We start from the raw sequence: 23,440 nt of genomic DNA on the forward strand, positions 1-23,440 counted from the left end.
ACGTGGATGCCCGGGTCAAGCCCGGGCATGACGATGTGGATGGAGTTGCGCGCACCACTGGTAAAATTCTCTACGACATCGCCTCTTTGACCAGCTCGTCGGCGGCCTCCGCCAGGAGCTCGTCGCCAGCTTCGCCATAGACTGACTCGCGGCCGATTTCCAGCATCACGGGGACGGCGAGCGGCGAAACGTGATCGAGTTCCCGATGCGTGATGCGGCCCTGGATGCGGGCAAGCATGGCGCCGAGACGGCGCAGGTCGAGCAGGCCGGTAGCGGCATCAGCACGGGCGGCGCGCAGCAACACGTGATCGGCCTGGTGCTTGCGCAGGACGTCGTAGACGAGATCGGTCGAGAACAGCACCTGGCGGCGGCTCTTGTCCTCGCTGGTGAAGCGCCGCTCGATCAGGCCGGAGATCAGCGCGCAATTGCGGAAGGTGCGCTTCATCAGCGCGGATTCCGCGAGCCAGGCTTCGAGATCGTCCCCGAGCATGTCCGGGTTGAACAGCGCGTCGAGGTCGAGCTGGCCGTTGCGGATCATGAAGGAGGCATCGCCAAGCCCCCAGATCGCCACCGCATATTCATTGGCGACGAAGCCGAGCGGCCGGGCGCGCATCCGCTCCAGCCGCCGCGTCAGCAGCATGCCCAGCGTCTGGTGCGCGAGCCGGCCCTCGAAGGGATAGCAAATGAGATAATGCTTGTTGCCGCGTGGAAAGGTCTCGACCAGCAGTTCGCGCACGCCGGGCACACGTGAGACGTCTTTCTGCAACGACAGCCAGTCGCGCACCTGTTCAGGCAAACCATTCCATGCACGGCGATCATCGAGCAGGCGCCGCACGCGCTCGGCAAGATAGGTCGAGAGCGGAAATTTGCCGCCCATATAGGACGGCACTTTCGGGTCTTTGTCGTTGGCGCGGGAGACATAGACCTGATCCTCGGCCAACGCCTCATAGCGCACGACTTCGCCGCCGAACACAAACGTGTCGCCGGCGGTCAGGCCCTCGATAAAATATTCCTCGATTTCGCCGAGCACGCGGCCGCCGCGCGCTATGGCGCCGGTCGAGCCGCTGCCGGTGGAGCGCCCACGAACGAGCCGCACCTTCAGCATCGGCTCCTCGACGATGGTGCCGACATTGAGACGATAGCTCTGCCGCACCTTTGGATTGGCAACGCGCCAGCGGCCCTGCTTGTCCTGCCTGATGCGGGCGAAGCGCTCATAGGTCTTCAGCGCGTAGCCGCCGGAGGCGACGAAATCGACGACGTCGTCGAAATCCTGCCGGGCGAGATCTGAGTAAGGCGCGGCCGTGAGCACCTCGCCGTAGAGATCATCGCTCAGAAACGGCTCGCCGCAGGCGCAGCCGAGCACGTGCTGGGCCAGCACGTCGAGTGCGCCGGTGCGCAAGGGTGACGTATCCTGCGCATTCTCGGCGATCGCATCGATCGCGGCGCGGCACTCCAGCACCTCGAACCGGTTGGCCGGCACCAGCACCGCGCGCGAGGCTTCATCAAGGCGGTGATTGGCGCGGCCGATCCGCTGCATCAGACGCGAAGAGCCTTTTGGCGCGCCGATATTGACGACGAGATCGACATCGCCCCAGTCGACGCCGAGGTCGAGCGAGGAGGTGCAGACCACGCCGCGCAGTCTGCCCGCCGACATCGCGTCCTCGACCTTGCGGCGCTGGGCGACGTCGAGCGAGCCGTGATGCAGCGCGATCGCGAGGTTGTCGTCGTTCATGCTCCAGAGATTCTGGAACAGCATCTCGGCCTGGCTGCGGGTGTTGACGAAGACGAGCGTGGTCTTGTTGGCCTTGATCAGCTCGTAGATTTCAGGAAGCGCGTGGCGCGCGCTGTGGCCTGCCCAGGGCAGGCGCTCGCGCGTATCCAGCATCTCGACCAGCGGCGGCGCGGCACCGCCGGCGACGACAATGTCGGCGGCCGCCTCCTTCCCGCCGGGCTGCGGCACCAGGAAGCGCGCAAGCTGGTCCGGCTCGGCCACGGTCGCCGACAGGCCGATCGCGCGCAGCTGCGGCGCCAGCCGCCAGAGCCGTGCCAGACCCAGCGAAAGCAGATCGCCGCGCTTGGACGTCACCAGCGCGTGGAGCTCGTCGAGCACGATGCGCTTCAAGGAGGAGAACAGGAACGGCGCGTCGTCGGAGGAGAGCAACAGCGCGACCTGCTCAGGCGTCGTCAGCAGGATATCGGGCGGATAGCGCCGCTGGCGCTGCCGCCGCGACACCGGCGTGTCGCCGGTGCGGGTCTCGACGTTGACAGGCAGCCCCATCTCCGCAATCGGCCGCTCGAGATTGCGGGCAATATCGACGGCGAGCGCTTTCAGCGGCGAGATGTAGAGCGTGTGCAGGCCATCGCTGCGGCGAACATCGCGGCCGGTGGAGACGAGGCTTTGCTTCGTCCTTCCGTCCCGCTCGACCGGCTGCGTCGAGAGCTCCACCAGCGTCGGCAGAAATCCCGCCAGCGTCTTGCCCGCGCCGGTGGGCGCGACCAGCAGTGCGGAACGATCCTCGCGCGCCTTGTCCAGCAGCGCGAGCTGATGCTCACGCGGCGACCAGCCGCGGGCCGCGAACCACGCCTGGAAGCGGTCGGGCAGCAGCGTGGCCGGCTCGGCCGGAATTTTGAGGATGCGGGGCGGCACGGCATCACAGGTAAGCCGTGGGGGTGGGTTCGTCGAGGGGTGGAGATGTGAATAGCGGGGCGCCCCTTTTCCCTCTCCCCTTGCGGGAGAGGGTGGCTCGCCGCGACAGCGGCGAGACGGGTGAGGGGTATCTCTCCGCGCGTCATTCTCCTTCGAGTACGTGGAGAAGACCCCTCATCCGGCGCTTCGCGCCACCTTCTCCCACAAGGGGAGAAGGAAGAAAGCGCGGCCTACTCCGACATCGGCTTGTCGGAGATGTCCCAGTCCTTGCCGCTGAAGGTGGAGATGAAGAGCGTCTTCATCGGCGTGTAGTCCTCGGGCGTGTAGCTGTAGGTGACGCCGTCGAGGAAATAGGGCGAGTGGAAGCCTGCGAGCGTGGACGCCTGCTTCAGCACGTTGGCGCGGGTGAGATCGTCGCCGCAGCGGCGCAGGATCTCGCCCATGGTGACGGCCTGGCCGTAGCCGGCAAACGCGATGGTGTTGTCTTGATCGATCGCCGGCGTGTACTTCTTGCGCAGCTCCTCGAACGCCATCACGTCGGGGTCCTTCTCCCATTTGGGCAGGCCGACCTCCTTGTTGTAGCGGATGGCGACGATGCCGGTGGCGTTCTCGAGGCCTGCTGCGTTGAGGATCGAACGACCGGTCGAACCGGCTGACAACAATTGCAGCGGCTTCCAGCCGAGCTCGGCCACTTTGCGGATCGACTGCGACGACGCCTTGCCGGTGGAAATGTTGTAGAAGACGTCGGCGCCCGATTTCGAGAGATTGATGAGCTGGGAATCGACGGTCGGATCGGTCAGATCGTAGGTCTGCTCCATGATCACCTGCGCGGTGCCCCCGGCATCCGCCAGCACCTTCTTGAACGGACCGAGGAAGTCACGGCCGAAATCGTCGTTCTGGTAGAGAATGCCGACCTTGGCATTCGGCTTCACGCTGAGGACGTGCCGCGCCAGGATGCGCGCTTCGGTCGGATAGAGCGGCAGGCCCGCCATCGTCCATTTGAACTCTTTTGGATTGTTCCACTTGGACGCGCCGGTGTTGAGCAGCAGTTGCGGCACGCCTTTCGAATTCAGGTATTTGTGCACGGAGGTCTGCGGCGCGGTGCCGAGCGAGCCATAGAGCGCCAGCACCTCTTCCTGCTCGACCAGGCGCCGCGTCGCCTCGACGCATTTCGGCGCGCTGTAGGCGTCGTCCATGGTGAGGAACTTGACCTTGCGGCCGTTGATGCCGCCCTTCTCGTTCAGCATCTGGAAATAGGCTTCGCCGATGCGGCCGAGCACGCCGTACAGCGAGCCGGGCCCGGAATGCGGCACGGTCTGGCCGATCTTGATCTCGGTGTCGCTGGCGCCCGCATCGTATTTCTTCTCCGCGGCCCAGACATACGGCGCAGGCAAGGTGGATGCGGCGATGGTGGCGAGCGCGCCGGCGCTGAAATCGCGCCGCGTTGGATTCTTCGTCATTTTTTGTTTCTCCCTAGCGCCCGCATTGTGCTGGCATCGCAGCGCGGGTCGCAAGTGGGAAGTCGCAGCTCAGCGACGCAATGACGCTTAAATCGCGGGGCTTTTAGCGCCTAAACTCAAGTTTTCTCGGCGACGACGACGAGGCCGCGCACCGGCTCGTTGTTCTCGATGCGTGGCGATGCCGGCTCCAATGTCAGCAGCTTGAACCCGGCCTTCGCCATCGCACCACGCACATATTCCGCCGAATGGGCATAGCGCAGGCCTTCGCCGAGCACGATGCCGCTGCCGTCATGCGTCTCCAGCGTGAAGGCGAGCACGCCGCCGGATATGAGCACGCGCTTCGCCTCGATGAGCACTGGCGCGAGATCGGAGAGATAGACGAAGGCGTCTGCGGCGACGACGAGGTTCGCGCTCGCATCGGCCTTGCCGCGCAGGCCTTCGATCATGTCGGCGACTTCGAGTTCGGCATAGAGTTCGGTGGCGCGCGCCTCCTTGATCATGCCGGGCGACAGATCGATGCCGATGAAATGATCGACCTGTTTGGCGAAGGCGGCGGCCGCGAGCCCGGTGCCGCAGCCGAGATCGATGGTGCGCTTGAACAAGGCCGGCTTCTTCGCGACGACGCGCGCGGCCACCACCGCCTTGAAGATCAGCGACGGTGCGCGATAGTCGAGATCGTTGATCAGCGTGTGCTCGAAGCGCGGCGCGTACTGGTCGAACAGCGCCTGCACGTAGGCCTTGGGCATCTCGGACAATTGCTCGTCGCCGAGCCGTATCAGATGCAAATGGGCGCCGTGCTGATCCTCGGGATCGGACTCGCGTGCTTTGCGAAATGCTGCGATGGCCTTGTCACGCTCCCCGAGCTGGCTGCGGATTTCACCGAGCGTGAACCACGCGGACGTAAAATTGGGCGCGAGCTCGATCGCCTGCTCGATGAGGTCGGCGGCAGCGGGCAGATCGCCCTTGAGCTGGAGGTCGCGCGCGAATTCGAAACGGCGGTCGGCCATGAGATCGCCGGAGGACTGGAACAGGCGCAGGGGCATAGGAACTCGGCTCGTCATCGCCGGGCTCGACCCGGCAATCCATCAAAAAGGGAACTGTTTAAAAGGATGGAGGCGCGGGTCCCGCCTCCGCCAATTGGCTTCGGCGGGCTTTTACACCGCCGGGCCGGCGAAGCCTAGCGGAGACGGCAAGCCCGCGCATCACGGGTTCATTTGGGGTGGCCGCTCCCTATATGACGCATATGCGTCCGCAAGACATCCTGCTGCCAACTGCTGACGGCCTGTGCTGCAAGCCCGGCACCTTCCACATCGACCCTGTCCGCCCGGTCGAGCGGGCCGTGATCACCCACGGCCATTCCGACCATGCCCGCGCCGGCCATGGCGCGGTGCTGGCGACGCAGGAAACGCTGGACATGATGCGGCTGCGCTATGGCGAGAACTTTGCCGGCTCGACGCAAGCGATCCGCTATGGCGAGGAGATCCGGCTCGGCGACGTGCGCGTGAGGTTTCACCCGGCCGGTCACGTGCTGGGCTCGGCGCAGATCGCCGTGACCTGCAAGGACACCTGCATCGTCGCCTCCGGCGACTACAAGGATGCGCCCGACCCGACCTGCACGCCGTTCGAGCTCGTGCCCTGCGACGTCTTCATCACTGAAGCCACCTTCGGCCTGCCGGTGTTTCGCCATGGCGATGCCGCCGGCGAGGTGAGGAAGCTGCTGGCCTCCGTTGCATTGTTTCCCGAGCGCGCGCATCTCGTCGGCGCCTATTCGCTCGGCAAGGCGCAGCGCGTGATCGCGCTGTTGCGACAGGCCGGCTATGACGCACCGATCTACCTGCATGGCGCGATGGAGAAGATCACCGAGTACTATCAGAGCCGCGGGATCGATCTCGGCGAGCTCAAGCCGGTGCTGGGCGTCAAGAAGGCGGCGCTCGCCGGCACCATCACGCTGGCGCCGCCGTCGGCCACCTCGGACCTCTGGACGCGGCGCTTTCCCGACCCCGTCACCGCCTTTGCCTCGGGGTGGATGCGGGTGCGTGCCCGCGCACGGCAGCGCGGCATCGAGCTGCCGCTGGTGATCTCCGACCATGCCGATTGGGATGGCCTCACCGCGACCATCGCGGCGACCGGCGCCAGCGAGATCTGGGTGACGCACGGCCAGGAAGACGCACTGGTGCATTGGTGCAAGTCGCAAGGTCTTCGCGCGCAACCGCTCGATCTCGTCGGCTATGGCGACGAGGAGGAGAGCGAGACACCGCTTCAAGATGAGGCCGAAGCATGAACCGCTTCGCCGAACTGCTGGATCGCCTCGCCTACGAGCCCGGCCGCAACAACAAGCTGCGGCTGATCACCGGCTATTTCCGCGAGGTCGGCGATCCCGACCGCGGCTACGCCCTGGCCGCGCTGACCGGCGCGCTGAGCTTCAAGCATGCCAAGCCCGCGCTGATCCGCGATCTGATCGCGGCGCGCACGGATGAGGTGCTGTTCGGGTTGTCTTACGATTACGTTGGCGATCTCTCGGAGACGGTGGCGCTGATGTGGCCGCGGCGGGTGCCCGGTCATGACGAATCTTTTCCGGGCCACCCCTCTCCCCCTCCCTCCCCCGCAAGGGGGGAGGGAGCGCAGCGGAGCGCGCGGCGGCCGGTGAGCATCACGACCGACAGTGATTCAGCGAGTGATGGAGGCACCACTCTCTCCGTTCCCTCCCCCCTTGCGGGGGAGGGGCAGGGAGAGGGGTACCGCGGGCGGGATGCTCATGAGTCCACACATCCAAGCAACCACAACAACCCGCCGCCCCCAACCCTCACCGAGGTCGTCACCACGCTGCGCACGCTCGGCAAGACCGAGCTGCCAAAGCAGCTCGAACGCTGGCTCGACGAGCTTGACGAGACCGGCCGCTGGGCGCTGCTGAAGCTCGTCACCGGCGCGCTGCGCATCGGCATTTCCGCGCGCCTCGCCAAGACTGCAGCCGCAGCGCTTGGCGACAAGGACCCGCATGAGGTCGAGCTGATCTGGCCGGGGCTCAGCCCTCCCTATCTCGACCTGTTCGCCTGGCTCGAAGGCCGCGGCGAAAAGCCGGTCAATCGCGATCCCGCGCCGTTCCGGCCGGTGATGCTCGCGCACGCGATCGAGGACACGGATTTCGCCGCGCTTGATCCCGCCGACTACATCGCCGAATGGAAATGGGACGGCATCCGCGTGCAGGCGGTGGCGGGCCGCGATGAGCGCGGGCAGATCACGGCGCGGCTCTATTCGCGCACCGGCGAGGACATCACGGGGAGCTTTCCGGATCTCGTGCCGTCGCTGCGGCTCGCGGGCGCAATCGACGGTGAGCTTCTGATCCTGCGCGAAGGCCGCGTGCAGAGTTTCAATGTTCTGCAACAGCGCCTCAACCGCAAGGTCGTTTCGCCGAAGCTGATCAAGGAATTTCCGATCCATTTGCGCGCCTATGATCTGCTCGGCGACGACGCGAACGATCTGCGCGAGCTGCCTTTCGCGGAGCGGCGCGAACGGCTGGAGACGTTCATCGGCAAGCTCGACGATCCCCGCATTGACCTGTCGCCGACCGTGCCTTTCGCAAGCTGGCAGGCGCTGACCGCGGCGCGCGCCGATCCCGCGAGTGCCGGCGCGGGTGCGGATGCTGATGCCGTCGAAGGCGTCATGCTGAAGCGGCGCGATGCGCCTTACCTGCCGGGGCGGCCAAAAGGCCAGTGGTGGAAGTGGAAGCGCGACCCGCACATCATCGATGCCGTGCTGATGTATGCGCAGCGCGGCCACGGCAAGCGCTCGTCCTATTACTCCGATTACACCTTCGGCGTCTGGACCGAAGGCGAAGCCGGCGAGGAGCTGGTGCCGGTCGGAAAAGCCTATTTCGGCTTCACGGACGAGGAGCTCTTGCAGATCGACCGTTTCGTCCGCCGCAACACCACCGAGAAATTCGGCCCCGTGCGCCACGTCGTGCACGAGCGCGACAAGGGGCTCGTGCTGGAGGTGGCGTTCGAGGGGCTGCAGCGTTCCCCGCGGCACAAATCCGGCGTCGCCATGCGCTTCCCCCGCATCAGCCGGCTGCGCTGGGACAAGCCGCCGCGCGAGGCCGACCGGCTGGAAACGCTGGAAAAGATGCTGAAGGCTGACGAATCCCTACCAACAATTAAGGTTGCAGCGTCCGCCGACAGCCATTGACGAGGGAATGCGGGTTCCCCATGTGCCCCGCCGTGACCTATAATGGGGTCGAATCCCCGCGAGGAGTTTTGAGATGGTCCAAGACGTCAGAGATTTGCCGGCCGGCCGCAGCGATGGGCTGAACCGCTTTCTCGGCGGCTCGCCGCTGGCGGTCGCGTTTCGCCTGGTCCTGCTCTCGATCCTGGTCGGCGTCGTGCTCGCCGCGATCGGCTTCGATCCCTGGAATATCATCTACAGCATCCGCTTGCTGTTCCAGCGCCTCTGGGATCTCGGCTTCGACGCGGTGAACTGGCTGTGGCGCTACTTCCTGCTCGGCGCCGTCATCGTGGTTCCGATCTGGCTGCTCTCGCGCGTATTCGGCGCGCCGCGCAACAGGTAAGGATTTGGGAGCCCGCAGCCGATGCAGTTACGCTTTGTCGGCTGCGGCGACGCCTTCGGCTCGGGCGGCAGGCTCAACACCTGCTTCCACGTCTCGGGGCGCGCGGCCAACTTCCTGATCGATTGCGGCGCGTCGGCCCTGCCGGCGTTGAAGCGACTCGAGATCGACCGCAACGAGATCGACCTCATTCTCATCACGCATTTCCACGGCGACCATTTTGCCGGGCTGCCGTTTGTCCTGCTCGATGCGCAATTCTCGCGGCGGACCCGGCCGCTGACGATCGCGGGCCCGCAAGGCCTCGAGACGCGGCTCGCCCAAGTGATGGAGGCGCTGTTCGAGCACTCCTCGAAGACCAAGCAGCGCTTCGAGCTGAACGTCATCGAACTCGCGCCTGGGCAAAGCCAATCCTTCGGCGGAGTGAATGTAACGCCCTACCCGGTGGTGCACGGCGAATCCGGCGGGCCGCATCTGGCCTACCGCGTCGAGGTTGAAGGCCGTACGCTCGCCTACAGCGCCGACACCGAATGGACGGAGACACTCATTCCGCTGGCGCATGGCGCGGACCTTTTCATTGCTGAAGCCTATATGTACGAGAAGGTGGTCAAGAACCATCTCAGCCTGAAGACCTTGGAACAGCATCTGCCAGCAATCGGCGCGAAACGCCTGGTCCTCACCCATATGAGCGACGACATGCTGTCGCGCCTGGACGACGTACCGCATCTCGCCGCCGAAGACGGCATGGTGCTCGTGTTCTGACATGCACGCGCCCGTTCATCCCAGGATCGGCTCCCGCCAGGTGTTCGCCATTGCCGGTCCCGCGATGGTCGCGAACCTCACCACGCCGCTGATCGGCGTGGTCTCGACCACCGCGATTGGGCGGCTCGACGATGCCGCGCTGCTTGGCGGCGTCGCGATGGCCTCCGTCATCTTCGACTGCCTGTTCTGGCTGTTCGGCTTCCTGCGCATGAGCACGCTCGCCTTCACGGCGCAGGCGCTGGGCGCGGGCGAGACGCGCGAGGAGACCGTGATCCTGGTGCGCGGCTTCATCGTCGCGGGCCTGATCGGCGCCGCGCTGATCGTGCTGCAACTGCCGCTGGCCGCCGGGCTGTTCGACCTGATGGGCGGCAGCGAAGGCGTCACGCGCGCGGCAAAGACCTATTTCATGATCCGGATCTGGTCGTCGCCGTTCGCCTTCGCCAACTACGTCATTCTCGGCTGGCTGGTGGGGCAGGCGCGCGCCAATCCGGCGCTGCTGCTGCAGGTCGTCATCAACCTCATCAACATGGCGGCGACGATCTTGCTGGTGCTGGTCTACGACACCGGCATCGCGGGCGCGGCGATCGCCGCACTGATCTCGGAGACGATTGGCTTCGTGCTCGGCGTGATCGTCTGCCGGCGCTATGCGGATGGCGGCTTTGCGGTGCCCCTTGCCACGCTGCTCGACCGGGCAAAACTGATGCGGCTGCTGGCGGTGAACTCCGACATCATGATCCGCACCGCGGCGCTGATCGCCGTGTTCCTGTTCTTCACCGCCAAGGGCGCACGCGCCGGCGACGTCACGCTGGCGGCGAATTCCGTGCTGAACAATTTCCTGCTGGTCAGCGCGTTCTTCCTCGACGGTCTTGCGAACGCAGCCCAGCAGCTCTGCGGCCGCACTTTTGGCGCGCGCGATGCCAGGGGCTTTGCGGACTCGACACGGCTGGTGCTGCTGTGGGGCCTCGGCTTCGCGCTGGTCGTCGCGGTGCTGTTCGCGCTGTTCGGGCCGAACCTGATCAATGTCATGACAGCGAGCGAGGACGTCCGCCGCGCCGCGCGCGAATTCCTGCCGTTCATCGTGCTTGCGCCGATCCCCGGCGTGTTCGCGTTCGGCTTCGACGGCATCTATGTCGGCGCGACCTGGGCACGCGAGATGCGCAATCTGATGCTGTTATCGTTCACGATCTTTCTCGGGGCCTGGTGGGCGCTGCAATCGTTCGGCAATGCCGGGCTGTGGAGCGCGCTGATCGCCTTCTACGTCGCCCGCGGCGGGTTGCAGGGCGCGCGCTATCCGGCGCTGTATCGGGTGACGTTTCCGAAATCGTAGATTCGTAGCCCGGATGGAGCGCAGCGAAATCCGGGGTCTTCGTGCTCGCGGAAAGATTCCCGGATTGCGCTGCGCTCCATCCGGGCTACTGGACGGTGGCTACATCCCCGGCCAGTCTTCCGCCGTGAGTGTCGCCGCGTCGGCGCCGACGATTTCGGACAGCGAATCCCGCCCTGTCCGCAGCAGCGTCGAGGTGAGATCGCGTTTGATCTCGTCGACGAGGCCGAGGCCCTTGTAGACCAGCGACGAATAGAGCTGGATCAGGCTCGCGCCGGCGCGGATCTTCGTCAGCGCGGCGCCGCCGGAATCCACGCCGCCGACGCCGATCAAGGGGAACGCGCCCTCGACGCGCACATAGGTCTCCGCGACCATGCGCGTCGACAGGCGGAACAGCGGCCGGCCGGACAGACCACCCTGCTCCTTGGCGCGCATTTCCTCGCGCAGCGTGCTCGGCCGCGCGATCGTCGTGTTCGCCACGATCATGCCGTCGACCCGGCGCGAGCGCGCCACCTGCACGACGTCGTCGAGCTGGGCGAGGCTCAAATCAGGCGCGATCTTGAGCAGCACCGGCGTGTCGCCGGCCTTCTGGCGCACCCGCTCGCGCGCGTCGATCACCCTGGCGAGGAGATCGTCCAGCAGCGCACCTTCCTGCAAATTGCGCAGACCCGGCGTGTTCGGCGAGGAGACGTTGACGGTGAAATAGCTCGCGACCGGCGCAAAAGTCTCGATCAGCTTGACGTAATCGCCAACGCGATCCGGCGAATCCTTGTTGGCACCGACATTGACCCCGACGATGCCGCCGTGCTGCGCGCGCGCCGCGAGCCTGCGCAGCGCGACTTCCGCGCCGTCATTGTTGAAGCCCATGCGGTTGATCACGGCCTCGTCGCGCTCCAGACGAAATAGCCGCGGCCGCGGATTGCCGCTTTGCGGCTTCGGCGTCACCGAACCGATCTCGACGAAGCCGAAGCCGAGCCGCAGCAACGCATCCGGCACCTCGGCGCTCTTGTCGAAGCCCGCGGCCATGCCGATCGGATTGGGGAAGTTGAGCCCGAAGGCACGCACGGCGAGCTTGGGATCGTCAGGCCGCGGCTTGACCGGCGGCAGGAAGCGCAGGCCCTGGATCGCGAGGCGATGCGCATCCTCCGGATCGAGCCAGCGCAGCACCGGCAGCGAAAAGGCGTCGAAGGCGCGGATCACGGGTTAAGCTCCGGAACGTCGTGGCCGCCATCGGAGCGCATGTTGAGATTCATCACCGACAGCACCGCGCCGAGATCGAGCTCGCCATAGAGGTGCGGAAACAGCTCCTCATTGCGCGAGCGCTCCCAGCGCAATGCGCTGCCGAGCGCGTCGCCGTCGACCTCGACCAGGAACAGCGCGCGCTGCCCGAAATAGTGCTTGCGCAAGGTCTCGGGAACCTGGGGCGCGGTCGAGAAATGGATGAAACCGTCGCGCGAATCGTCCGCGCTGCCCCGGTAGACACCCTGCCGTTCCGCCTCGCGCCAGGCCGAGGCCGGACAGATTTTGTAGATCTTGACCACCGCTCACGCAGCCCTGTTTGCTCTTTGAGTCTTTTGGGTTTTTTCGTCTCGTGCGGGTCCTCAAAACCCGGGCGCGACCGTAATGGCCGCCCCCTCCGAACTCAAGGCTTAGAGCCATTTCCGTTCCGATGAAATCGGAACGGGGCTTTAAATTCTTGTTTTGACGCGTTTTCTTGACGCGAACCGGTATCCGCTTCGCTTGAAAATGCTTCTCCCGCCACCCCTTGCGCGAAAAACGGAAAACCGGTTGATTTGAGGACAGTTTTCCTGAGTTGCGACGGGCTGGACCTTCCATGGTCAGACAGGCCAAAGCGCAGAGGATACTGACTCACGACCAGATCTGGGGAGCGCTGGATCGGCTGGCGGAGCGTGCCGGCCTGTCGCCGTCCGGCCTCGCCAAGCGGGCCGGGCTCGATCCCACCACCTTCAACAAGTCCAAGCGTGTCACCCCCGACGGGCGCGAGCGCTGGCCATCCACCGAATCGATCGCGAAAGCGCTGGCGGCGGCCGGCTCCTCGATGGACACCTTTGCCGGGTTGACCGGTGACGACGCCAGCGACGGCCGCTCGGTGCCGCTGCTCGGCCTCGCACTAGCCGGCGCGAGCGGAGCTTTCGACGAATCCGGCTTTCCATCCGGCAAGGGCTGGACCGAACTTGCGTTTCCCACCGCCGAGGACAGTCGCGCCTTTGCGCTGGAGATTTCCGGCGATGCGCTTGCCCCGGCCTATCGCGACGGCGACGTCATCCTGATCTCTCCCCGCGCGCCGATCCGCAGAGGCGATCGCGTGGTGGTGAAGACCAAGGCGGGCGAGGTGACGGTCGCGACGCTGAAGCGCCGCACGGCAAAGGCACTGGAATTGCAGCCGCTCGATGCATCGCAGGCGGAGCACACGATGGCGCCGAGCGACGTCGGCTGGATCGCGCGAATCGTGTGGGCGAGCCAGTGATTGCGTCGTGACTGGACCATGACGCCGGCCGCGCCGCTTCTCGCCCCGGCGACCTTGCGACTCACCACCCCTCTCGCATAGGTTGCGGCCGATTTTGCCGATCAAATTCATCGCAGGGGGATATGATGAATCGCCGTCACGCATTGAAGGCCCTGGCGGGTCTCGCGCTTTGTCCGCTGTGCAAGCCGGCCTTTGCCGCCGAAGGCACGCATTGGAGCTACGAGGGCGCCGGCGGCCCGGCCAAATGGGGCGATCTCGACGCGGCCAACAAGGCCTGCGCGGTCGGCCTGCAACAATCGCCGATCGACATCGAGGGGACGATCAAGTCGCAATTGCCTGTTCTGAAGCTGAACTGGGGCAAGAGCGCCGACACCATCGTCAACAACGGGCACACGATCCAGCTCAACTTCGCCGAAGGCAGCACGCTCACGCTCGGCGACGTCAAATACAAGCTGCTCCAGGTGCACTTCCACCGGCCGAGCGAGCACATGATCGGCGGCAAGAACTTTCCGATGGAAGCGCACTTCGTGCATCGCAACGATGCCGGCGGGCTCGCCGTGGTCGGCGTGCTGATGGCGGAAGGCAAGCCGAACACGGCCTTCGGCAAGATCGTCAAGACCATGCCGGCGGCGGAAGGCCCCGCGGTGAAGGCCGATGCAGCGATCGATCCCCACGCCATGCTGCCGCACAGGCTGAGCTACTTCCGCTACTCCGGCTCGCTGACGACCCCACCCTGTTCGGAGGTCGTCGAATGGCTGCTGCTGACCGACCCGATCCAGGTGTCAGCCACCGACGTCGCTGCGTTCGCAAAGCTCTATCCGATGAACGCGCGCCCGGTGCAGAAGGACAACCGGCGCTTCGTGCTGCGCTCGATCTGAGGCGCGCTTCAAATCTGTAGCCCGGATGAGCGTGGCGACATCCGGGCTACGTACGGCATCTACTACGCGCTTCGCGCCAGCGCACCGTCGATCATGTTCACCGCGTTCTGCACGCCGTAGACCGCGACGAAGGAGCCGAAGCGCGGGCCCTTCTCCTGGCCGAGCAGCACCTGGTAGAGCATGTTGAACCAGTCGAGCGTCACGCCCGGACGGCCGTCCTTGCCCTTCTTGACCTGGTCGAGGAACGGCTCGCGGCGGCCGATCTCGTAGACGACGTTCTGGATGTCCTCGGCCGAGGATTCCTGCGGAAGCTGCGACAGCGCATCGCGCAGATCCTGCAACGCGGCGCGCTCAACCTCGGTCGGCTCGCGGAACTGCTTCGTCGGCGCCACGAAGTCACGATAATAGTTGATGGCATAGCCGACCATCGCATCGAGCTTCGGATGCGTCTGCGGGCTGACGCCGGGACGATAGCGACCGATGAAGCCCCACAGCGTCTCGGCATTCTCCGCATTCGACGACGACACCAGCGTCAAGAGGAGCTGGAACGTGACGGGCATGTCGCCCTTCGGCGGATGGCCGTTGTGGATGTGCCAGACCGGATTGCCGAGCTGCTGCTTGCCATCCTGCTTGGCAAAGCCATCGATGAACTGCTGGTAGTCGTCGACATTGCGCGGGATGACATCGAAATACAGCCGCTTGGCCGCCTTCGGCTCGCGATACATGAACAGCGACAGCGATTCCGGCGAGGCGTAGCGCAGCCATTCGTCGATGGTGAGGCCGTTGCCCTTCGACTTCGAGATCTTCTGGCCCTTGTCGTCGAGGAAAAGCTCGTAGTTGAAGCCTTCGGGCGGCGTGGCGCCGAGCGCCCTGGCGATCGCGCCTGACAGCTTCACGGAGTCGATCAGATCCTTGCCGGCCATCTCGTAGTCGACGCCGAGCGCGACCCAGCGCATCGCCCAGTCGGCCTTCCACTGGCACTTGACGTTGCCGCCCGTCACCGGCGTCTCGACTTCCTGGTTGGTATCGGGATCGACATAGGTCACCGTGCCGGCCGCGACGTCGCGGCGGATCATCGGCACTTGCAACACGACACCGGTGGTCTTGCTGATCGGCAGGAACGGCGAATAGGTGGCGCGGCGATCGGGGCCGAGCGTTGGCAGGATGATCGCCATCACCTTGTCGTAGGCAGCTAACATCTTCAGCAACGTCGCGTCGAAGCGGCCGGACGTATAGTAGTCGGTCGAGCTCGCGAACTCGTAGTCGAAGCCGAAATGATCGAGAAAGGCGCGCAGGCGCGCGTTGTTGTGGTGCCCGAACGACGGGTACTCGTTGGAGAACGGATCCGGCACCCGCGTCAGCGGCTTGCCGAGATGCGCGGCCAGCATCTCCTTGTTGGGGACGTTGTCGGGCACTTTCCGAAACCCGTCCATGTCGTCGGAGAACGCCAGCAGGCGCGTCTTGATCTTGTCCTCGGTGAGCACACGGAAAGCATGGCGCACCATCGAGGTCCGCGCGACCTCACCGAACGTGCCGATATGCGGCAGGCCGGACGGGCCGTAGCCGGTCTCGAACAGCACCTCGTCCTTCGGGCTTTTCTTCAGCCGCGCAACAATGGCCTTCGCCTGCTCGAACGGCCAGGCGTTGGATTGTTCGGCGAGCGCACGCAGATCGCTCGGGTTCGCGGCAAGATCGATGACAGACATTCAGGGGCCTCCGGGCCGCGGAAAATAGCGATTTCCGGGCAGAATGCAAAAGTAGCAGCGCCTTTATCGTGGAATCGTAGGGTGGGCAAAGCGAAGCGTGCCCACCACTGCCAAAGACGGTGGGCACGGCGCTAGCGCGCCTTTGCCCACCCTACGGCACTAAAACGGGCTCACCGAAAAATACCGCAGCCACAGATCGGTGTAGCGGCCTTTCTCCCAGACGCGGAACAGGGCCCAGTTCAGGGCCTGGCGCAGCACGTCGTTGCCCTTGCGGACGGCGATGCCGATGCCCTCGCCGAAGAAGCGGCTCTCGACGAAGGGGCCGCCGGAGAAGGCGCAGCAATCGCCGGAATCCGTGCCGTTGATCCAGAACGCCAGCGAGATGGCGTCGCCGAAGATGAAGTCGACCTCGCCCTTGCGCAAGGCGGCGCGCATCGCGTCGTCGTTGGGATAGGGGTGCAGCTCGGCGTCGGTGAACATCGCCTTGAGATAGGCTTCGTGCGCGGAGCCGGCGATGACGCCGACTTTCTTGCCCTCGAGGTATTCGGGCCGGATCTCCGGCATCACCGCATCCTTGCGCGAGGCGAAGCGCGCCGGCACGCGGTAATAGGGATCGGTGAAATCGACGCGGACGCGGAGCTGCGGACTCACCGCCATCGAGGCGATGATGGCATCGCCCCGGTTGGAGGAGAGCGCGTCGACCAGGGTCTCGAAGCGGCGCATCTGCACCGTGCAGGTGACCTTGATCTCCTCGCACAGCGCGCGGGCGAGATCGACGTTGAAGCCGGCCGGATTGCCGTCGGCGCCGGTGTAGTTGAACGGCGGATAGTCGGTCTCGGTCAGGAAGCGGATCACGGTCAGGCGCGACAGGTCGGGCCGCTCCGGCCGCCGCCGCGGGTCCCAGAAGCCGGGCACGGCCTGCGGGGCAGCCTGAGGCGCGACCTGCGGCGTGGCCTGGGGTGCCGCCGGAGGCTGCTTGGCCGGGGCCTGGGCCTTTGCGGAGGGCAGGCCTGCGAGCAGACATGCGCAGGCGACCAGCCCGGTCAGGACGCGGCGCACGGTTTTGGACGATTTTGCCTGTCGCGACGGGGCCATCGGCGGGAAATGAACGAATTTCGTTGGGATCGGAAGGCGTTATAGACCATCCCGCCGGGAACGCGAGCGCCGATTGCGGGATGGGTAAAGGTCTCTCAGCCGTCATGCCCGGGCCCGTCCCGGCCATCCACGGACTTTCTCGCCCGCCCAAGAACGTGGATGGCCGGGACAAGCCCGGCCATGACGATGTGGAAAGGACTGCACCCAAACAGGGTCCTCAGAGATACCGCTTCAAATCGGCCGCGGCCTCTTCCGGCGTCCGCTTCATGTTGAACGGCGATACGAACCGCCCGTCGCGGTCCATCAGGTAGATCAGCGCGGTGTGGTCCATGGTGTAGTCGCCGTCCTTGGTCGGGACCTTCTTGGCATAGACCCGGTAGGAGGTGATCACCTTGGCGGTCTCGGCGGGGTCGCCGCTGAGCCCTTCGAGGTGCGGGTCGAAGCTCGACAGATAGTCCTTCATCGTCGCCGGCGTATCGCGCTCGGGATCGACCGAGATGAAGACGGCATTGACCTTGTCGGCATCCTTGCCCATCGCGCGCAGCACTTCCGAGATCTCGAACAACGAGGTCGGGCAGACGTCGGGGCAATGGGTGTAGCCGAAGAAGATCAGGGTCGGCTTGCCCTTCAGGTTCTTGTCGGTGACGGCCTTGCCGTGCTGGTCGGTGAGCTGGAACGGGCCGCCGATCGCGGCCGGCTGCGCCACTTTGCTGACCCCGCCCATCGCCCAGAACACGATCAACAGTCCGACGACGAGGCTTGCAGCGAAGGCGGTCGCGATCACCAGCGGACGGGCGGTGGAGCTCATGAGCGGAAAACTTCCTGTCGCAGGTCAGAAGCAGGCGGCAAAGCCGGTCCTGATCATTTCGAAGAACACCTGGCTGCCGTAGTGGAACCAGAGCGCCAGCGCACCGAGCATGACCAGACCACCGATCCCCGCGCCAGCCAACAGCAGCACGAACGGCAGCCGGCCGGCAGTGGGCGAATTGTCCTGTAGCGGTTGGGCCGGGTGCAGTGGTTGAGCCATAACAACGATCGGGGCGAAGGCCCCGGTTCCCTTGCCATTCAAATAGGCGTTGGCCTGGGCCCGGGCAAGCGCCACGGGTGCTCCAAGGAATACTTCCCGGAATCAGATCGCGCCGATGACGTCAGCGAAGCAGCTGGCCCCGAGCGGACTCCAGCTCTTCCGCCTGCGGGAGAGCCCGGCGCAGGGGGCGGTTGGTCGAGGCCTGCGCGTCGAGGTAGCAGGGCTTGTACATGGCCTGGAGCTGCTTGCCCCTCAGGAACAGCATGTGCGGGGTGAGGCCGCCGCGCTGGTTGATCCAGCGCTTCACCTGCGAGGGATACATCGCATAGAGCATCTGGGTCGCTTCGGAGTTGGTCACCGCACGGCCGTTGGCGCCAAAATCCCAGGCGGCGTGGAAGCCGAGGGTCGCGTGCGAGGTCACACAGATGCGGTCGCGCGGAATGGCGCCGAGGACGATGGTGCAGGCCGAGGCACAGAGACCGTCGATGATGACGGTGTCGCCTGACTGGCGCAGGTCCTGGTATCTGTCGACGTAGGTTCCGATCCGGCCACCGCGGTCATCCGCAATCCGAACCACTGCGTGAGAAGCCCCCATGCTCGCGATGAGGAGAACCGCCGCGAGCAACCCCGTCAGAAACTTCATTGTCCCCCGCCCCAGTCGAATTCGAATCTGCGTGTCAGGTGGTGATGCGTTGCTAGCGTCCGTCGTAACCGTGGTTTTGTCTAGGCGCGCCGGCTGGCTCAAAACAAATTCAAATCCAGTGTTGCGCCCGCGCTGCACCAGGCCCGACTCGGTCCCAAACCGGAACAAGTTAACGATGTCTTACGCGCCAAGCCCTTGATCTCAGTTGCAACGGCTGGCTTCAATCCGGACAACTACAGGGGGGAACCTATGGCGGAAGAGACAGACGTCATCGTCGTCGGCGCGGGACTATCGGGACTGGTGGCCGCAACCGAGATCGCCGACGCCGGCAAGCGGGTGATCGTGGTCGACCAGGAAGGCGAGCAGTCGCTCGGCGGCCAGGCGTTCTGGTCGTTCGGCGGCCTGTTCCTGGTCAACTCTCCCGAGCAGCGCCGGCTCGGCATCAAGGACTCCTTCGATCTCGCAATGCAGGACTGGCTCGGCACCGCCGGCTTCGACCGCGACGAGGATTTCTGGCCGCGCCAATGGGCCGAGGCCTATGTGGCGTTTGCCGCGGGCGAGAAACGCGACTGGCTGCGCGCGATGGGGCATCGCATCTTCCCGGTGGTCGGCTGGGCCGAGCGCGGCGGCTATGACGCGATGGGCCACGGCAATTCGGTGCCGCGCTTCCACGTCACCTGGGGAACCGGCCCCGGCATCGTCGAGCCGTTCGAGCGCCGCGCGCGCGAGGCCATGAAGAGCGGCCGGCTGACCTTCAGGTTCCGCCATCGCGTCGATGCGCTCTCCATCACCAACGGCACGGTGGACGGCATCAGCGGCGCCGTGCTTGCCCCTGACAATGTCGAGCGTGGCAAGAGCTCGTCGCGCAACGTGGTCGGCGAGTTCGCGCTGAAGGCGCAGGCCGTGATCGTGGCGTCCGGCGGCATCGGCGGCAATCACGAGCTGGTGCGGCAGAACTGGCCGAAGCGGCTCGGCGAGCCGCCGAAGTTCATGATCTCCGGCGTGCCGGAGCATGTCGACGGCCGCATGATCGGCATCACCGAGAAATCGGGCGCGCGGCTGATCAACCGCGACCGCATGTGGCATTATGTCGAAGGCATCCAGAACTGGAATCCGATCTGGCCGCGCCACGGCATCCGCATCCTGCCCGGCCCGTCCTCGATGTGGTTCGACGCAACAGGCACGCGGCTGCCGGCGCCGTTGTTTCCCGGCTCCGACACGCTCGGCCAGCTCCAGTACATCATGTCCACCGGCTATGATTATTCCTGGTTCATCCTGACCCAGAGCATCATCAAGAAGGAATTTGCGCTGTCGGGCTCGGAGCAGAATCCCGATCTGACAGGCAAGAGCTGGCGGATGACCCTGCGCCGCGCCACCAACAAGGGCGCGCCGGCGCCGGTGGAGGCATTCAAAAGCCATGGTGTCGACTTCATCGTACGCGACAAGATCGAGGATCTTGTCGCGGCCATGAACAAGCTCGCCGGCAGCGACCTCCTCAAGCTCGAGCATGTCAGGATGCAGATCGAGGCGCGCGACCGCGAGATCGCCAATCCCTACGTCAAGGATGCGCAGGTGATGAACATCCACAATGCGCGGCGCTATATCGGCGACAAGCTGATCCGCACCGCCTCTCCGCACCGCATCCTCGATCCCGCGCAGGGGCCGCTGATCGCGGTCAAGCTCAACATCCTCACCCGCAAGACGTTGGGCGGTTTCGAGACCGATCTCGACTCGCGCGTGTTCGGCAGCGAGGGCAGCGTCATTCCCGGCCTCTATGCGGTCGGCGAAGCCGCAGGCTTCGGCGGCGGCGGCGTGCACGGTTATCGTTCGCTGGAAGGCACCTTCCTCGGCGGCTGCCTGTTCTCGGGCCGCAATGCCGGCCGCGCCGCGGCGAAGGCCGTGGGCTAGATCATGCGGAGGTGGATGCAGATCGGGGCGCTTCTTGCGGCATTGGCCGCAGCCTCGGCCGCATCCGCCGATACGATCGACGTCAACGGCGTGAAGCGATCCTACACCGCGCAACTGCCGGCGAAGCGGCTGGTGCCGCTCGTGGTCGTGCTGCACGGCAAGACCCAGCGCGGCGCCGACATGGTCGCGCGAACAGCGTGGCCGCAGGTCGCGAAGCGCGAAGGTTTTGCCGTGGTCTTTCCCGACGGGCTCAACCATGCCTGGGCCGATGCGCGGACGAAGGCTGGACCGGCGCTGCGTGGCCCGCCCGAGGGCACCGACGACGTCGCCTTCATCGCAAAGCTGGTCGAGACGCTGGTGACGAACGGCACGGCGGACCCGAAGCGTGTCTATGTCGCCGGCATCTCCAATGGCGGCGCCATGGCGATGACGCTGGTTTGCGCGCGCGCCGATCTGTTTGCGGCGGGCGCGAGCGTGATCATGAATCTCACGGATGAGGCCGCAGTCACCTGCCATCCGTCGCGGCCACTGCCGATGCTGCTCATCAACGGCACCGCCGACCCGCTGGTCCCCTACGAGGGAGGACGGGGATCGAGCTATTATGCCGCAGACGGGTTCTGGTCCACCGAAGAGACGCTGGCTTTCTGGCGCAAGCTCAATGGCTGCGAGACCGACGATGCCGAGGTGACCGATTTGCCCGAGAAGGCGCCCGCGGACCAGTCCACGGTCACACGGATCTCCTCACGCTGTCCCAAAGGGCACGACGTCGTGCTCTATCGCATCAACCATGGCGGCCACCGCATGCCCGGCTTCGCTCCGGATGCCCGCTTCCCGAAGGTTGCAACCAGCCTGCTCGGGCCACAGAACCGCGACATCGACGGTGCCGAGACGATCTGGTCGTTCTTCAGTCAGTTTCCGTGAACGGCGCATGCATCAGCGGGCCACGCATGCGTACCCGGCAACGCATGCGTGCCTGGGGTGGCAGAGCTGGGGGCGCTGGGTTAGACAGGGCCGCCATTCCCACCAGGAGATCCCCCAATGAGCATTCAGCGTTTCGAAACCGGCCCGCGCATGAGCCAGGTCGTCGTGCACGGCAACACCGTCTATCTCGCCGGCGTCGTCGCCAACAAGGCCGCCGGTGAAAGCGTCACGAAGCAGACCCAGGACATCCTGGCGACCATCGACAGCCATCTCGCCAAGGCCGGCACCGACAAGTCGAAGCTGCTCTCGGCCACGATCTACATCACCGACATGAAGACCTTTGCCGAGATGAACGCGGTGTGGGACGCCTGGGTCTCGCCCGGCAACACCCCGGCTCGCGCGACCGTCGAAGCCAAGCTCGCGGCGGCTCAGTACACCGTCGAGATCATGGTCACCGCGGCGAAGTAAATTCGCGCTGAAATTGTTGCGAACGTCCGAAGCGCGATGAGAGCATCATCGCGCTTCTTTTCTGCGTGCGCATGACCTCCGGGGTAATCGATCTGCGCGTGCGAACCTTCGATAGTCGAGACAGCCGAACACGGCGCCATCGAAGGAGAACACCATGACCGACCCCGTCACCATCGCCCGCCGCTACATCGAGCTCTGGAACGAGCGCACCGCAGGCCGCCGTCGCGAACTGCTCAGCGAAAACTGGACGGCGGATGCGAGCTATGTCGATCCCCTGATGAAGGGCGACGGCCGGGACGGCATCGACGCGCTGATCGCGGGCGTGCAGCAGCGTTTCCCCGACTTCAAGTTCACGCTGATCGGCGAGCCCAACGGCTACGGCGAGCATGTCCGCTTTTCGTGGGGCCTCGGTCCCGACGGTGTCGACAGCCCGATCAAGGGCACCGACTTCGCCGTGCTGAAGGACGGCCGCATCAGGAGCATCACGGGATTTCTGGACCAGGTGCCCGCGGGCGCGTAACGCCTCTTACCCTCCCCTGGAGGGGGAGGGTCGGCTCACATTGAGCGCAGCGAAATGTGAGACGGGGTGGGGTGACAGTCTCTCCACCGATGCGGTGCCCGAGCGGAGAGATCACCCCACCCCGCTCGCGCTACGCGCGATCGACCCTCCCCCTCCAGGGGAGGGTAAGCAAGAGCCCGGCCCTTAGCTTGCAGTTGCCAGCCGATAGGCTCGCTTCGCATTCACACCAAATGCCTTCTCTCGAACATTCGGCCCAAGCTTCGCCAGGCACGCTTCCAGCGCCCCCTTGATCTCGCCATAACTCCCGGCAAGCAGACACACCGGCCAGTCCGAGCCGAAGATCAGGCGATCCTCGCCAAAACATGTTGCGGCATGTTCGACGAACGGAAACAGCCGCTCGGCATCCCAGTCACTCCACACCGCTTCCGTCGCGAGGCCCGAAATCTTGCACCAGACATTGCCGCAGGCCGCGAGAGCCGCGATGCGATCGGCCCATTCGGCGCTTCCGCCATCGGCGATCGGCGGTTTTGCGGCGTGGTCGAGCACGAAACGCGCTTGCGGAAAGGCCTGTGCAGTTGCGATCGCGGCGGGCAGTTCGCGGGTGCGGACCAGGAAATCGTAGGCGAGATCGCGGGCGAACGTTGCGGTGAGGCCGCGTTGAACGTCCTCGCGCAGCAGCCAGTCCGGATCGGCCTCGTCATGCACCTGGTGACGAATGCCGACCAGCTTGTCGCCGCCGGGCGAAGCGCGCAGCCGATCGAGCGTGTCGCCAAGCGCACCGTCCGTCAGATCGGCCCAGCCGACGACGCCAATCACCGAGGGCGTCGCATGCGCGATCCGCAAGAATTCCTCAGTCTCCTCCAGCGCGGAGCGGCACTGCACCACGATGCTCGCGTCGATGCCGTTTGCTTTCAACAGCGGCGCGAGATCGGCGGGGCCGAAGGCGCGGCGGATCGAGGCCAATTCCGGCGCGTCCATCCAGGGATAGTCGGCGCGCGAAGGATCCCAGAAATGCTGATGGCCGTCGACGATCATGCC

General features: G+C 65.4%; 22 protein-coding genes. 11 read left to right on the top strand and 11 right to left on the bottom strand.

Annotated elements, in window-relative coordinates; all coding sequences use genetic code 11:
- Positions 1-70 precede the first annotated feature (70 nt).
- The 3 genes from AB7Z56_RS40895 to AB7Z56_RS40905 all read right to left on the bottom strand — a co-directional run bounded on the left by AB7Z56_RS40895 (position 71) and on the right by AB7Z56_RS40905 (position 5,150).
- Positions 71-2,647: a ligase-associated DNA damage response DEXH box helicase gene (locus tag AB7Z56_RS40895; protein ID WP_441256811.1), complete on the bottom strand. Its 2,577-nt coding sequence runs from the start codon at positions 2,645-2,647 to the stop codon at positions 71-73.
- Positions 2,648-2,877: 230 nt separating this feature from the next.
- A complete protein-coding gene (locus AB7Z56_RS40900) occupies positions 2,878-4,107 on the bottom strand; it encodes an ABC transporter substrate-binding protein (RefSeq protein WP_231143695.1) in 1,230 nt (409 codons plus the stop codon).
- Between the two features lie 116 nt (positions 4,108-4,223).
- Positions 4,224-5,150, bottom strand: a complete 927-nt coding sequence (locus tag AB7Z56_RS40905) for a methyltransferase domain-containing protein (protein WP_441256812.1) — start codon at positions 5,148-5,150, stop codon at positions 4,224-4,226.
- 200 nt (positions 5,151-5,350) lie between these two features.
- On the opposite strand from AB7Z56_RS40905, the gene AB7Z56_RS40910 reads away from it, so the two are divergent.
- The 5 genes from AB7Z56_RS40910 (at position 5,351) to AB7Z56_RS40930 (ending at position 10,751) form a co-directional block, all read left to right on the top strand.
- Positions 5,351-6,388 carry a ligase-associated DNA damage response exonuclease gene (locus tag AB7Z56_RS40910; protein ID WP_063979847.1) on the top strand — a complete coding sequence of 346 codons (1,038 nt, stop codon included), beginning with the start codon at positions 5,351-5,353 and terminating at the stop codon, positions 6,386-6,388.
- On the top strand, positions 6,385-8,289 hold the full coding sequence (locus AB7Z56_RS40915) for a cisplatin damage response ATP-dependent DNA ligase (RefSeq protein WP_063979848.1): 1,905 nt from the start codon (positions 6,385-6,387) through the stop codon (positions 8,287-8,289). The genes AB7Z56_RS40910 and AB7Z56_RS40915 overlap by 4 nt, the downstream gene beginning before the upstream one ends.
- Before the next feature lie 73 nt (positions 8,290-8,362).
- On the top strand, positions 8,363-8,668 hold the full coding sequence (locus AB7Z56_RS40920) for a DUF6460 domain-containing protein (protein WP_063979849.1): 306 nt from the start codon (positions 8,363-8,365) through the stop codon (positions 8,666-8,668).
- A gap of 21 nt (positions 8,669-8,689) precedes the next feature.
- Entirely contained in the window at positions 8,690-9,424 is a 735-nt protein-coding gene (locus AB7Z56_RS40925) for an MBL fold metallo-hydrolase (protein WP_063979850.1), read from the top strand.
- A gap of 1 nt (position 9,425) precedes the next feature.
- A complete protein-coding gene (locus AB7Z56_RS40930) occupies positions 9,426-10,751 on the top strand; it encodes an MATE family efflux transporter (RefSeq protein ID WP_063979851.1) in 1,326 nt (441 codons plus the stop codon).
- Positions 10,752-10,850: 99 nt separating this feature from the next.
- Here AB7Z56_RS40930 and AB7Z56_RS40935 read toward each other — a convergent pair whose 3' ends face one another.
- Positions 10,851-11,948 (bottom strand): quinone-dependent dihydroorotate dehydrogenase, encoded by a 1,098-nt coding sequence (locus AB7Z56_RS40935; RefSeq protein ID WP_063979852.1) that lies wholly within the window; start codon positions 11,946-11,948, stop codon positions 10,851-10,853.
- Complete coding sequence (locus AB7Z56_RS40940; protein WP_063979853.1) at positions 11,945-12,289, bottom strand: DUF952 domain-containing protein; 345 nt, start codon at positions 12,287-12,289, stop codon at positions 11,945-11,947. The genes AB7Z56_RS40935 and AB7Z56_RS40940 overlap by 4 nt, the downstream gene beginning before the upstream one ends.
- 293 nt (positions 12,290-12,582) lie before the next feature.
- Between AB7Z56_RS40940 and AB7Z56_RS40945 the strand changes: the two genes are divergently transcribed.
- Complete coding sequence (locus AB7Z56_RS40945) at positions 12,583-13,236, top strand: S24 family peptidase (protein ID WP_063979854.1); 654 nt, start codon at positions 12,583-12,585, stop codon at positions 13,234-13,236.
- 125 nt (positions 13,237-13,361) lie between these two features.
- A complete protein-coding gene (locus AB7Z56_RS40950; RefSeq protein ID WP_063985922.1) occupies positions 13,362-14,114 on the top strand; it encodes a carbonic anhydrase in 753 nt (250 codons plus the stop codon).
- 62 nt (positions 14,115-14,176) lie between these two features.
- On the opposite strand, the gene AB7Z56_RS40955 is transcribed toward AB7Z56_RS40950, so the two are convergent.
- From AB7Z56_RS40955 to AB7Z56_RS40975, 5 genes are all read right to left on the bottom strand, one after another.
- Positions 14,177-15,820 carry a lysine--tRNA ligase gene (locus AB7Z56_RS40955; protein WP_063979855.1) on the bottom strand — a complete coding sequence of 548 codons (1,644 nt, stop codon included), beginning with the start codon at positions 15,818-15,820 and terminating at the stop codon, positions 14,177-14,179.
- Between the two features lie 159 nt (positions 15,821-15,979).
- Entirely contained in the window at positions 15,980-16,915 is a 936-nt protein-coding gene (locus AB7Z56_RS40960) for a transporter substrate-binding domain-containing protein (RefSeq protein WP_063979856.1), read from the bottom strand.
- A gap of 217 nt (positions 16,916-17,132) precedes the next feature.
- Complete coding sequence (locus AB7Z56_RS40965; RefSeq protein WP_014491337.1) at positions 17,133-17,723, bottom strand: SCO family protein; 591 nt, start codon at positions 17,721-17,723, stop codon at positions 17,133-17,135.
- Between the two features lie 24 nt (positions 17,724-17,747).
- Positions 17,748-18,017 (bottom strand): hypothetical protein, encoded by a 270-nt coding sequence (locus tag AB7Z56_RS40970; protein WP_231143696.1) that lies wholly within the window; start codon positions 18,015-18,017, stop codon positions 17,748-17,750.
- A gap of 46 nt (positions 18,018-18,063) precedes the next feature.
- Positions 18,064-18,585: a hypothetical protein gene (locus AB7Z56_RS40975; RefSeq protein ID WP_063979857.1), complete on the bottom strand. Its 522-nt coding sequence runs from the start codon at positions 18,583-18,585 to the stop codon at positions 18,064-18,066.
- Between the two features lie 249 nt (positions 18,586-18,834).
- Here AB7Z56_RS40975 and AB7Z56_RS40980 point away from each other — a divergent pair, with 249 nt between their 5' ends.
- The 4 genes from AB7Z56_RS40980 to AB7Z56_RS40995 all read left to right on the top strand — a co-directional run bounded on the left by AB7Z56_RS40980 (position 18,835) and on the right by AB7Z56_RS40995 (position 22,402).
- The gene (locus tag AB7Z56_RS40980) at positions 18,835-20,493 is read left to right on the top strand and encodes an FAD-binding dehydrogenase (protein WP_063979858.1); all 1,659 of its coding nucleotides are present in this window, start codon (positions 18,835-18,837) and stop codon (positions 20,491-20,493) included.
- Positions 20,494-20,496: 3 nt separating this feature from the next.
- Positions 20,497-21,414 (top strand): alpha/beta hydrolase family esterase, encoded by a 918-nt coding sequence (locus tag AB7Z56_RS40985; RefSeq protein ID WP_094183948.1) that lies wholly within the window; start codon positions 20,497-20,499, stop codon positions 21,412-21,414.
- 117 nt (positions 21,415-21,531) lie between these two features.
- The gene (locus tag AB7Z56_RS40990; protein ID WP_014491332.1) at positions 21,532-21,882 is read left to right on the top strand and encodes a RidA family protein; all 351 of its coding nucleotides are present in this window, start codon (positions 21,532-21,534) and stop codon (positions 21,880-21,882) included.
- A gap of 154 nt (positions 21,883-22,036) precedes the next feature.
- A complete protein-coding gene (locus AB7Z56_RS40995; protein WP_063979860.1) occupies positions 22,037-22,402 on the top strand; it encodes a nuclear transport factor 2 family protein in 366 nt (121 codons plus the stop codon).
- 183 nt (positions 22,403-22,585) lie between these two features.
- Here AB7Z56_RS40995 and AB7Z56_RS41000 read toward each other — a convergent pair whose 3' ends face one another.
- On the bottom strand, positions 22,586-23,437 hold the full coding sequence (locus tag AB7Z56_RS41000) for an amidohydrolase family protein (protein ID WP_063979861.1): 852 nt from the start codon (positions 23,435-23,437) through the stop codon (positions 22,586-22,588).
- Positions 23,438-23,440: the final 3 nt, after the last annotated feature.

It is taken from the genome of Bradyrhizobium sp. 482_C4_N1_8, assembly GCF_052075965.1.
In the GTDB taxonomy this organism is placed as follows: domain Bacteria; phylum Pseudomonadota; class Alphaproteobacteria; order Rhizobiales; family Xanthobacteraceae; genus Bradyrhizobium; species Bradyrhizobium barranii.